Below are 10662 nucleotides of genomic sequence, written 5' to 3' on the forward strand. Positions count from 1 at the left end.
TTGATTTTGACTTGCTAAAAATGTTAAGTCGCACTGTAGATTTGCGAGAAGGGTGGGTTCCAGTTGGTACGGAAAGTTTTGGGGTAAATATCGGCCTTATTCCTACTCACAACGCCGCAATCGAAATTACTTTTAATGCATTGAGGCGTGTCCATTCGAAGATATCTTGCATCGTGGATGGAGATCCCGCTGGTCTTGGCTATGCTAATATTATCCACGCTATGGCGGTACCAGGAACAAAAATTCTTTGTTGGCCGCCAAATTGGACTATTGAAGATGTCTTAGTTTGGTTAATGCGAGCTGATGAAGTTGCCGCCGTAACTATGTTGAGCAGCAAGTTATCTCACTTTCCAGCAACAATGGGCGCATTTTTAGCATTATTAAAATCAGCCGATCGCGCAACAGGAGGAATAAAGGGGGATATGGTTGCTTATGAGGCTATAATGGAAGTTGTCTATGAGATCCAATCGATTAATCGCAGAGCTCAGAACCTTTTAGCAGGATTGAGGGCAGCGGTTGATGGAGTACAAAACCCTTTGTTTATTCCGGAAGTGGCTCCAAGAGAAAACATCTTAATATTCCAGCCATGAATGTGACAGCGTTTGAAGGGCCAGCGGGATGCGGAAAGACATTTACGCTCATTCAGAGATTAGAGCAAAAAATCGAGCAGGTGCCTATGTCACCTAATCAGAAGATCCTTGCTCTTACATATATGCATGGCTCCAGAAAACGCTTATCGACCAAACTTTCTGGTATAAATTCATTGAGAGGCCGATTTGATTGCCTTACAGTTGATAGCTTAGCGGCGTTTATATGCAGGCGATGGGGTACCTTACAGCGAAATCTAAATCTTGGAGTAGCTACCGACGATGATTATGATGGTCAATGTAGTAATGCGAGCGAGTTACTAGCTCGACCTGATGTTCAGGCATGGTTTCGAATGAGCTATCCATTTGTTGTTATTGACGAGGCGCAAGATTTGTGTGCTATCAGAACCTTACTCATTTCATCTATTGCGCAATCCACAAATATTTTTGTAGCCTTAGACGAATTTCAGTGCTTGGATAGTAAATTGAGGCCAAATCCTGCATTTGAGTGGCTTCATACACAGTGTACTCCGACAAGTCTAACTATAGTTCATAGAACTAATGATGTCGATTTATTAAACGCAGCCTTGGCAATACGCGAGGGAAGAGCACCGATTTCACGGCGTAATTTTCAATTCAGCGCTACCCAGGGTTTGTACGTTGCCGCTGCAGCAGTTGCTTATGCAATTGCGTTTGGTAAAACGGCAGACGTGGCAATTATCATTCCGTCACTTTCCGGAGGTTTCGCAGTTCAGGTAATTAATCGCGTGAAAAGCCATGCTAGCGGAGCAAGGAAGTTGGGGCCGTATAATATTAGTTTGGAACAGTCAGATTTGGCAATGGTCGACTCATTAATTGAAAACTTACCCCATCAGGAAATCTTTTCTTATCATGAAGCAGTTGCTTTCTGGCAAAACCATCCTAAGGGCAATGCTATTTGTCGATCTGTAGGCAGTTGGCTATTAAAGCAAAAAAGGGTAAAAGGCACTCATGAATTTCTGAGAGAGGAAATTGTCAAACAAGTAAACTTAATTGTTACTCGCCATCGAAACTTTGCAAGTCATGATAGAACTGGCTTTAAAGCAATGACAGTTCACCAAGCTAAAAATAGGGAGTTTGATGGAGTCATTGTTCTTTGGCCATATACAGTAGCAGGTAACTCTGAGGCTAAAAGACGGCTACTGTATAATGCGGTCACTAGAGCAAAGCATTGGTGCAAAGTTTTCGTGCAGCACCCTTCAATATTGAGCAGCTCACCGTTTGCTGTTAACTAACTGTTAGAAAGTCTATTTCTAATTACTATCTGTATGTTTTCTAGATTAATGGCTGGCGTTCCAGCTCCGGGCTTAGAGAAGTATAAGAGATTATCACAATCAGAAAAAAAGCAATTTTTACTAAATAGATATTGTTGGTACCACGATTATTTTGCGTTTACTGGTAAAAGCCCAAGCTCCACCTCTTTAATATATCGGTAAACTGTTGCCCTACTAATGCCAAGAACTTTGCCAATTTCAGCCACTGTCTTGTCCTGCGTATCATAAAGTGCTTTGGCTGCATGAGCCTTAGACTGGGCTTCTTTGTTTAACCCCTTAGGCTTCCCTCCCATCCTACCGCGCGCCCTGGCAGCTGAAAGACCAGCCTTTGTCCGGTCACGGATCAAGTCACGCTCAAACTCGGCCAATGAAGCAAAGATGTTAAAGATCAACCGGCCTTGTGCCGTTGTCGTATCAATAGCATCGTTCAGGCTCCGGAAGCCAACTTGGTTTTGCTGGAATTCATTGACCAAATGGATCAGGTCTTTGAGCGAACGGCCCAACCGGTCGAGCTTCCAGACAACGATGGTATCCCCTGCCCTGGCCGTATCGAAAAGCTTGTTAAGCTCTGGTCGCTCTTTGACAGATGACACCTTCTCGCGAAAGATGCGCTCGCACCCTGCCCTTTTGAGGTCGTCTATTTGAAGGTCCAGGTTCTGTTCTTGGGTTGAAACCCGTGCGTAGCCAAAAATCATATCGTATGTCTCACTTATTCAGTCAAAGGTACAAAAAAGCGACAAAGAAATATGAGACAGGCATTTAACACACTTTTTGTATAACTAAGTATATAGTAGGTTGATATGTCAACTTGTCGCTCAAAAGGGAGGTTATTTGCGATAGTAGTCTTATGCGCGGTCCAGTTGACCAGGTATACAGAAAAGTTGTCCACCCAAGGATATGTACGTCTACTTCAGTAAAACATCAGTGATCTTTATCCGAAAAAGCGCATCAGTAAACCGGGCTGTTGCAGGCATTCTATTTCGTAATACTAGTAGATCTGATTCAGTATCTTGGCTAAATGAAATATCTAAACGACCTTCCACTATCCCTAAGTCCTTATCGAATTTTGTAACCTTTATCCATCCAGGTTTTAACCCTTTATAAACGTAACGGTTAACCAGTCCACCAGTATTTCCTATGTATGACATGCTGGCGTACTCATTTTTTTGTTGGCTGCGTTTGTTCAATTTTGCGACTTTAAAGTGGCCCTTTTTTAAGGGAACATTGTAGATTACCAGGCTCTGAGTTCTAGTGCATTCGGGATCTATGCATCCATTATTGGTATTTGGTTTTGGGCCACCTCCCATACCAGGATAATCAATGTCGGTAAAGACAATAAGATTGAATTTCTGGCCACTTTCAATTTCTCCCCCAGGCTCCTTAATTCTTAGCGCCTTACCAGTTCCAAACCATACAGAGTCATTCAAAACACTAATCACGTTAAACTTGCTGTTGGCTGGCAAAGAAGGCTGCTTCGTACACCCTAAACAAATTACAAATAAGATGATACTTAGAGCTTTCATAGGCGTTCGTTTTCACTAAAAGAGGCTATTGTGCGTATTCTAATTCATAGTTATATGAAAGTTTCTTTAATCCAAGATTAATTGGCAGGTTAACCAGGCTAGTAGCCTCATACTGAGCCTATGGTTCACATGTCATCCGGTTTACCCGTGAGCGATGGTAAGTGTCAAAATACCCGACATTTAATAAGAACAAAGAAATATAAAGTTTTCTTATATATTGCAACTATAATAATATAAAGCTGATCCTATTGAAATTACAGCGTATGAAAAGCACTTTCAAAGTGCCATCAATCAACTCAAAATTATGTTTCCCATGAAGCTTATAATGCTCATTATTTTGATGATTGTAATTCAAACACCTTCCAAGGCTGACAGACAGTCCGTTTTAATTTCAGGTAAAATTACCAATGATTATCCAAGTATTTTTATTCGAGAATTTGACCTTTACTTACAAGATGATGTAATATTTAGTAAAGCGACTATCAATAAAACTGATAGCACATTTGTCTTAAAACTGCAAATCGCTGAACCCAGAGAGCTATTGCTTATCGATGCGCCAATTTTTATAACACCGGGAGACTCAATAAATTTAATTACTGATGGGTCCAGGATTTTTTCAGCCAGCGGGAAGAATAGAAATAACTATACTTTTTTCTCTATTCTGCGTACTCGCATGATCATACCTCCTGCATTGGAAGAAAAGTATAGTAACAACTGGATTTTGTTCAGAGAAGACTTACATAAAAATTTTTCAAAAAACAGACAGATTAGCGACAGCCTTATAACGGCACTTTCACCAACGAAGCCGTTAGCAGATTATGTAAACGATGTGCTAACATGCAGATATTTAAATCTACTTTACTCGACTGCAAATAAACGAATTGCTAAGAGATCAGTTCCCAAAGATTATCTTAGCCAATTTGAACAAAGCAATAGTTTTAAATATGCCCAGAGCGATCACACTACCTACGCATTAAAAAACAACAACACATGGAAAGAGTTCGTGGTAAATTACGTATCATTTCAAACTGACGATCTATCGACGAACGAAGAAAGGCTTGTAGCTCACATAAAGATCAGTAATAAATATTTAGATAATAAATACCACGGTAGGTTCATGGTATTCACACTGGGAAAATACTATCGAGAGACTAAAAGCGGCTTTAACCTAAAACTAATTGATAGCTTGAGCACAGTGGCATATGAGAAGTTAGACGACGAGTACATTTATAAATCCAATTTATCTGCATTTCAGAAAAAAATAGGTATTCATAACGTTGTAATCGATGATAGCGTGTTGCGTACGCTACTAAAAACTCCCTCTGATCAGTCCATAACGTTAAATGATCTATTAAATACCAATGGAATCATTGTCGTTGATTTTTGGGCGAGTTGGTGTGGACCATGTATTGCTGACAGGCAGGGAGGTAGTGGTACATTAGATTTGTTCAAAGAAAATAATGTTGCTATTTTGAGCTTATCCATCGATGAATCAAAACCTAAATGGTTAGAATCACTTAAAAAGTACAATTTCGACTCCAACGAGTTCTTGTTGCCAGATTCCCATAATTCGCCACTTGGCAAATTAATTAATCTGGGTGGTATACCTCGTACGATTGTCCTGGGCCCAAAAGGGGAAATGTTAGCTTTGGACTCTCCCAGGCTGTCCGATACTTTCAGTTGGTATACCTTGATTAAGAAATGGAAAGCACAATAGCACATATTAGCTTAGCCCAGAGAGAAGCTTGATTCCTTGCTATGTCACATACAAGAACAAATGGGAAAAGTCCCATCTCCTTGTACTATCCCAAGAACTTCGCCAAAAAGCCACTGACCCCCTTGTTCTGTGTTTTGTTGTTTAACATAAAATCTGTTATACAAACTCACCAGGCCGGTTCTGGGTTTTGTGCTGGCTTTGAGAACAAAAGGGAAAAGTAAGGGATTGCATTTTTTAAATATAGCTCTTGATCCCTACAACAATAACAGGTTTTTTAGTGTCATAGTTATCAATGAGTTTAACTCGAATTCTTATTTGACAAAGGCTATGGAAATACAACTCATTTTTAAAAATTTAATACCCCGAATATTCCCCTTTGCCCTTTTGACTTTGGCAATTGTTGGATGTGACGCTTGCGATACACGATTAAGGCATATAGATGCTCGCGGAAAAATTGTTGGCAGTGACCAATGTGCAAATAATACGCAACAGGTCTGGCTTATGGACATAAACATGCCGGAAACTGTGTTGCCTAATACTAACATGATTTTCCCTCTTGGCGCTGATACAGTAAATGGGGTTTATTATACAAGTTTAGTACGTGTTTTTGTGGATTTAAAAGACGTAGATACAATGGCAATTCACAATGGCAATCAATTCCAATTTAAGCTGAACCCAACAGATAGGGAATGTTCTTTATCTCCGTACCAACTTTCAAGCTATCAGGCTTTTGGTGAGTATGGGTTTATAGAAAAGTAATCGCCAGGTCAATTCTCTCTCAGTTTGGGTAATCTACAAACCAATATCTATATTGCTTTTAATGATTGGTTTGCTTTTGGTTCATGCCCCTAATGGGCGAACTTATGATGCTAATTTGCACATGATAACTGGAATAAGACCTTAATAAAAAATATATGAAAAACATCATCTGGCTACTTTTCCTCGTAATGACAATCTTCTTAGGTTGTGAAAGACAAAAGGGATTTGATGCCGCTGGTCCGATTTCTAGTCACCTAGTTGGTAAGTGGAAACTGGAAAAAGTTGTCAGCTCCACACAAACAAAGGTTGGAGAGCAAATCGGCTACTCAGAGACCTTGGAGTGTGGCAATAACCAAGAAAACGACTATGACCGGATTTTTAGAGATAATATACTTGATACTACTTATGTATGGAGCCGAATTCCCGGAACCGATTCAGATGCAAAAAAAATGACGGTATTAGTTAATTATAGAGGTGGAATTAAGCGGTTTTACAAAATATACAGAGAGCTGGGTAAAGCAACAACCCTCGAAGCATCTGCTTATCTTCCTGAGCTTGAAGGATCTGCTGACACGTTGAAATATTACTATGTGCAGATGCAATAGCCAAATACGAAAAAGGTCTTTACTGCTTTATTGAAGCTTTTTTGTAGGTTTAATTCATCAGCATTCCGAAATAATTTCTTTTTACATCCCAAACCCAAAACCTCGCTTTTTCTGCTCTTGTCGGGGCTTAATTTCCGGCTGTTGTGCCAGGTCCTTCTTTTCCCCTTTGTTCTGCTCAAAAGCCTGGGTCTGCTCTTTGGCTTGCTTCGCCTGGTGGTTCCGGTCGGCCACAATCATATCGGCGCGCTGCATGGCTGTCCCATTTAGCATCACCTTTCGGTATTGGAAGGTTTCTGTTAGCTCACGCTCATAGCCAAACGTTCGGTCAAAAGCTTTCTCGCAGCGCTCCGTAAAATCCAGCCGATCAAACTGCCCAAATTTCTGGCTGTGGCCGGCGTTGCTCCCCCGGTGGTTGGTCATGGGGCTAATCAGCCGGCCGTTGTCTGCCGTCTTGCGGCTCACGATCAGCTGCGCGTGCATTTGCTGGCCTTCCTTCGCCTGGCCACGTTTCCGGATGCCTTGTTTTACTTCCGGATCTTCATGGGTGTAATACCGGTTGTATTCGATCTTGCCGTAGTACTTGATATCCTGCTCAGATAGTCCTTTATTGAAATTTTCTGCATACTCTTTCATCACTTCACGTGCAAAGGCTTTCAGCTTTTGCGGATCATTGCCAATATGGTCGAGCTCCTTTCCGGAAGGGCTAATATTAATTAGGTAAAATTTAGCTTCTGCCTTTTTAAGCTTGGCCACGTTCTGATCTATTCCAGTTTTAACCTGGTCAGGCCCGATATCATCACGCCCCTGGTCAAACCACAACTCTTTTTTGCCCAGCTTCTGATTTTCCTTTTCCAGGTAATCGGTCAGCTGTCCGCAGCTGCCGGTATTGCCGCCTGTTTCACTGGCGGTAATATTGAGGTTTTCGTTACAAATGGGCGAAAACATACGCTAAGAAACTAAGTTACTAGTTTATAGCGCTACCATTTAACATCTGGAAGCTTTACAGTCAATCCGTTATTATCTACGAGTGTGAGCCGATTTTTGGGATCTTTAATATTTCAGAAAAATCATATTTAAGCAAATACTTAAATATGATTATATTTGTCTAAAATCATAGGCAAATATGGAAAAAGAGTTAGATCAAGCCAGTAGCTGTATCCGTTTGTTCGCTGATCAGGTGCAGATCCAGGTATGTAAGGAAATATTATTTGAAAATGAAGACGCTTTTACCCGATTATCTCAGGTTTATGCACTTGCTGGAAATGATGCCCGCCTAAAAATACTTTATCTTCTCCAGCAGCAGAATGAGCTTTGTCCTTGCGATTTAAGCGATATTTTGCATATGACGGTTCCGGCTGTTTCTCAACATCTTCGTAAATTAAAGGATGCCAGCTTAGTACGTACCCGAAAATCCGGACAAACCATTTTTTATTCGATCATACCTGATCAGGCAGATGTCATCAACCAATTATTTATTCATATTCCCAATCAAGAAAGTATAGCAGTATGAAAGCACCCAAAGTTACCGCTAATGCCGGTATTCTTACTGCATTGGCAAGTTCTGTTTGTTGTATCACACCGTTACTGGCCATGGTGGCCGGGACAAGCAGCCTGGCAACAACTTTTGATTGGATTGTGCCTGCACGTCCTTATTTTATTGTTGGTACTGTATTGATTTTGGGTTTTGCCTGGTATCAGCAGTTAAAACCAGTTTCCGAAGCCTCATGTAATTGCGAACCTGTAAACAAACCATTTATGCAAACCAAAAAGTTTTTAAGCATGGTAACCCTTGCAGCAGTATTACTCATTACTTTCCCGAGTTATTCTGGACTAGTCTATCATCAGAAACAGGAAGTAAAACAACCCATTTCCAAGAAAGGGCAAACAGTCATTATAAAAATTAAAGGGATGACCTGTGAAGGGTGTGAACATCATGTCACACAGGAAGTCAATAAATTAAAAGGCATACAGCAGGTTCAGGTGTCGTACAAAAAAGGCAATGCAACCGTTAAGTACGACAGTACAAAAACATCACTGGCAGCAATTAAAAAAGCAGTCGATGCTACCGGATATAAAGTCGTTGAAACAAACTAGGCAGTTATGAATGTAATATTAGAATCTGTAATTTCCTGCCCGCACTGCAATACCAAATACGCTGAAACGATGCCGGTTAATGCATGTATGTACTTTTACGAGTGCACAAATTGCAAGACATTGCTAAGGCCAGCTGCGGGTGATTGCTGTGTATTTTGCACCTATGGAACGGTGAAGTGCCCACCGATACAAATGAACAAGTCATGCTGTGCCTAACAATATAATATCAATGCCATGAAAATGATGAAAACAATTCCGGCCCTTCCTGTTCAAAATATTGAAGAGTCCGTAAAGTTTTATTCTGAAAAATTGGGTTTCACGGCACCATATTATGACGACGGCTTTGCCAAGGTAGTCCGCGATGAAATTGAGATCCATTTATGGGCATCTTCGGATGAGAGCTGGAAGAACAAGGGCTTAGCCTTGGTTGCAGATCCAATTTGCAGTGGGGCCGAGAGCTTTCTGGCAGGCACTGCCAGTTGCCGGATTGAAGTCAAAGGTATTGATGAGTTGTACGAAGAATATAAAAAGCAAGGCGTTATATATGACGCCGAAACTGTTGTGGAAGAGCAACCATGGGGCGACCGGGAATTTCCAGCACTTGACCTCCATCGTAATCTGTTAACTTTTTATGAGGAGATTTAGAAAAACCCAGGCCAACATTGAGCTTAAAGTAACGCAATCAAACTGTATCTTTTGATTTTGATAGGTAGTTGTAAACAGTTCCATAGGCTATCCCTAGCTGTTTAGAAATCTTGTTCATTGATAACCCTGACTTTTGTAATTCAAAAATTTCATTTTGCCGATCTATTGATATAGTCGGCCGCGAAATACGTTTTCCTTGTGCTTTTGCCCTGGCCATACCGGCTTTTACCCTTTGACTGATCAGCGAACTTTCAAATTGAGCCAGGGAAGCCATCACATGAAATATCAGCTCACCGGTTGGTGTGGTGGTGTCAATATTTTCCTGATAGGATATAAAGTCGATACCCATGCTTTGAAATTCTTTCATTGCATTAACCAGTGCCTGGGTTGAACGTGCAAACCGATCATACCGCCAAACCAAAACCACATCCAGTTTTCTCTTTTTGGCCGCGGCCATCATTAATTTATACTGGATCCTGTCCTGGGTTGTTCCGGATGCATAGTCTATAAATTCCCCAATGACATCAAAGTTACGCCTGGATGCGTATTCTCTTAACTGGGTTAACTGAGTTTCTGGATCCTGTCCTTTATCCTGGGTGGATACCCTTGCATATAGTGCTACCCGTTTGGTTTGAATTACCTGGTTTTTCATTTAATTGCCTATCAAAAAGGAGTTCCTTTACAAAGATAGTTTTTGATATCAAAAAACAAGCTTTAAACCTATTTCAAGCGTGGTAGATTTTGATACCCTTTTTGATAACTGTTTTTCATATGGCATCACTATTTTTAAACCAGGCGCAGCGTGAACGCTACGAGCGGGTACCCATGGAAATATCTGAATATGACTTGATGCAATTTTTTCAAATATCGCATCATGATAAAATTTTTCTTAAATCATTCAGAGGGGAACATAACCGGCTAGCGATCGCCCTTCAAACAGGTATTGTGCGCTTCATGGGTTTTCTTCCCGACAAATGGCAAGTACAGATTCCGGCAAATGTAGCTGCAATGGTATGTGATCATCTAAATATCAATATTGAACGATTAGCACTATACGGGAATAGGGATGCAACCAGAACAGAACACTTGAATCTGGTACTAAGATATTTGAAGTTCCGTAGATGGCAACCCATGGATGAACTCTGGCTAGCGCCATGGCTTTTAAACAAAGGTATGGAGCATGATAATGAAGCCATATTGCTCGGGCAAGTTTGTTTAAAGCTTGGACAGGAAAGAATTTTGAGACCATCAATTGGAACATTGGAACGAATTGTAGGGAGTCTGGATGAACAGCTGCACCAGGAAACATACCGCAGGTTCAGTTTGCTTTTAACCGAAGATATGAAAACCAGGCTGACTCAAATTTTAGAATTGGATATTCTCCGTGGTATTACTTTGCATCGGTGGCTTTGCCAGGTA

Annotated in this window: 14 protein-coding genes; 10 read left to right on the forward strand and 4 right to left on the reverse strand. The window is 40.9% G+C overall.

All coding sequences use genetic code 11. The features are described from left to right. Positions 1-20: 20 nt before the first annotated feature. A complete protein-coding gene (locus tag KOD92_RS26235) occupies positions 21-590 on the forward strand; it encodes a hypothetical protein (RefSeq protein WP_215236580.1) in 570 nt (189 codons plus the stop codon). Then, entirely contained in the window at positions 587-1861 is a 1275-nt protein-coding gene (locus KOD92_RS26240; RefSeq protein ID WP_215236581.1) for an ATP-binding domain-containing protein, read from the forward strand. The genes KOD92_RS26235 and KOD92_RS26240 overlap by 4 nt, the downstream gene beginning before the upstream one ends. 146 nt (positions 1862-2007) lie before the next feature. Here the strand turns inward: KOD92_RS26240 and KOD92_RS26245 are convergent, their stop codons facing one another. Continuing rightward, a complete protein-coding gene (locus KOD92_RS26245; RefSeq protein WP_215236582.1) occupies positions 2008-2595 on the reverse strand; it encodes a recombinase family protein in 588 nt (195 codons plus the stop codon). A 210-nt stretch (positions 2596-2805) separates the two neighbouring features. Continuing rightward, the gene (locus tag KOD92_RS26250) at positions 2806-3423 is read right to left on the reverse strand and encodes a hypothetical protein (RefSeq protein WP_215236583.1); all 618 of its coding nucleotides are present in this window, start codon (positions 3421-3423) and stop codon (positions 2806-2808) included. Positions 3424-3736: 313 nt separating this feature from the next. On the opposite strand from KOD92_RS26250, the gene KOD92_RS26255 reads away from it, so the two are divergent. The 3 genes from KOD92_RS26255 to KOD92_RS26265 all read left to right on the forward strand — a co-directional run bounded on the left by KOD92_RS26255 (position 3737) and on the right by KOD92_RS26265 (position 6504). Next, positions 3737-5140: a TlpA family protein disulfide reductase gene (locus KOD92_RS26255; protein ID WP_215236584.1), complete on the forward strand. Its 1404-nt coding sequence runs from the start codon at positions 3737-3739 to the stop codon at positions 5138-5140. 327 nt (positions 5141-5467) lie between these two features. Further along, entirely contained in the window at positions 5468-5899 is a 432-nt protein-coding gene (locus KOD92_RS26260) for a hypothetical protein (RefSeq protein WP_215236585.1), read from the forward strand. 155 nt (positions 5900-6054) lie between these two features. Next, positions 6055-6504, forward strand: coding sequence for a hypothetical protein (locus KOD92_RS26265; RefSeq protein WP_215236586.1), 450 nt, complete (start codon positions 6055-6057; stop codon positions 6502-6504). Between the two features lie 81 nt (positions 6505-6585). Here the strand turns inward: KOD92_RS26265 and KOD92_RS26270 are convergent, their stop codons facing one another. Further along, positions 6586-7449: a DUF5712 family protein gene (locus KOD92_RS26270; RefSeq protein ID WP_215236587.1), complete on the reverse strand. Its 864-nt coding sequence runs from the start codon at positions 7447-7449 to the stop codon at positions 6586-6588. Positions 7450-7627: 178 nt separating this feature from the next. Between KOD92_RS26270 and KOD92_RS26275 the strand changes: the two genes are divergently transcribed. From KOD92_RS26275 to KOD92_RS26285, 4 genes are read left to right on the forward strand one after another with little or no spacing between them, the layout of a single operon-like run. After that, positions 7628-8014 (forward strand): ArsR/SmtB family transcription factor, encoded by a 387-nt coding sequence (locus KOD92_RS26275; RefSeq protein ID WP_215236588.1) that lies wholly within the window; start codon positions 7628-7630, stop codon positions 8012-8014. Continuing rightward, positions 8011-8598: a mercuric transport protein MerTP gene (gene merTP / locus KOD92_RS26280; RefSeq protein WP_215236589.1), complete on the forward strand. Its 588-nt coding sequence runs from the start codon at positions 8011-8013 to the stop codon at positions 8596-8598. Before KOD92_RS26275 ends, merTP begins: the two co-directional genes overlap by 4 nt. A gap of 6 nt (positions 8599-8604) precedes the next feature. Then, the gene (locus tag KOD92_RS27500) at positions 8605-8814 is read left to right on the forward strand and encodes a GDCCVxC domain-containing (seleno)protein (RefSeq protein WP_139012237.1); all 210 of its coding nucleotides are present in this window, start codon (positions 8605-8607) and stop codon (positions 8812-8814) included. Between the two features lie 18 nt (positions 8815-8832). Continuing rightward, positions 8833-9243 (forward strand): bleomycin resistance protein, encoded by a 411-nt coding sequence (locus KOD92_RS26285; protein ID WP_215236590.1) that lies wholly within the window; start codon positions 8833-8835, stop codon positions 9241-9243. 37 nt (positions 9244-9280) lie between these two features. On the opposite strand, the gene KOD92_RS26290 is transcribed toward KOD92_RS26285, so the two are convergent. Beyond that, positions 9281-9895 (reverse strand): recombinase family protein, encoded by a 615-nt coding sequence (locus KOD92_RS26290; protein WP_215236591.1) that lies wholly within the window; start codon positions 9893-9895, stop codon positions 9281-9283. A gap of 119 nt (positions 9896-10014) precedes the next feature. Between KOD92_RS26290 and KOD92_RS26295 the strand changes: the two genes are divergently transcribed. Then, positions 10015-10662 (forward strand): DUF4158 domain-containing protein (locus KOD92_RS26295; RefSeq protein ID WP_215236592.1); only part of this gene is annotated, 648 nt, incomplete at its 3' end.

Source organism: Dyadobacter linearis (assembly GCF_907165045.1).
Lineage (GTDB): Bacteria > Bacteroidota > Bacteroidia > Cytophagales > Spirosomataceae > Dyadobacter > Dyadobacter linearis.

Excerpts from the sequence above, each read along its gene's own strand:
- KOD92_RS27500 (WP_139012237.1), top strand. The coding sequence starts at position 8,605 with ATGAATGTAATATTAGAATCTGTAATTTCCTGCCCGCACTGCAATACC.
- KOD92_RS26290 (WP_215236591.1), bottom strand. The coding sequence starts at position 9,895 with ATGAAAAACCAGGTAATTCAAACCAAACGGGTAGCACTATATGCAAGG.
- KOD92_RS26255 (WP_215236584.1), top strand. The coding sequence starts at position 3,737 with ATGAAGCTTATAATGCTCATTATTTTGATGATTGTAATTCAAACACCT.
- KOD92_RS26260 (WP_215236585.1), top strand. The coding sequence starts at position 5,468 with ATGGAAATACAACTCATTTTTAAAAATTTAATACCCCGAATATTCCCC.
- KOD92_RS26235 (WP_215236580.1), top strand. The coding sequence starts at position 21 with ATGTTAAGTCGCACTGTAGATTTGCGAGAAGGGTGGGTTCCAGTTGGT.
- KOD92_RS26265 (WP_215236586.1), top strand. The coding sequence starts at position 6,055 with ATGAAAAACATCATCTGGCTACTTTTCCTCGTAATGACAATCTTCTTA.
- KOD92_RS26285 (WP_215236590.1), top strand. The coding sequence starts at position 8,833 with ATGAAAATGATGAAAACAATTCCGGCCCTTCCTGTTCAAAATATTGAA.
- KOD92_RS26250 (WP_215236583.1), bottom strand. The coding sequence starts at position 3,423 with ATGAAAGCTCTAAGTATCATCTTATTTGTAATTTGTTTAGGGTGTACG.
- KOD92_RS26270 (WP_215236587.1), bottom strand. The coding sequence starts at position 7,449 with ATGTTTTCGCCCATTTGTAACGAAAACCTCAATATTACCGCCAGTGAA.
- KOD92_RS26275 (WP_215236588.1), top strand. The coding sequence starts at position 7,628 with ATGGAAAAAGAGTTAGATCAAGCCAGTAGCTGTATCCGTTTGTTCGCT.
- merTP (WP_215236589.1), top strand. The coding sequence starts at position 8,011 with ATGAAAGCACCCAAAGTTACCGCTAATGCCGGTATTCTTACTGCATTG.
- KOD92_RS26245 (WP_215236582.1), bottom strand. The coding sequence starts at position 2,595 with ATGATTTTTGGCTACGCACGGGTTTCAACCCAAGAACAGAACCTGGAC.
- KOD92_RS26240 (WP_215236581.1), top strand. The coding sequence starts at position 587 with ATGAATGTGACAGCGTTTGAAGGGCCAGCGGGATGCGGAAAGACATTT.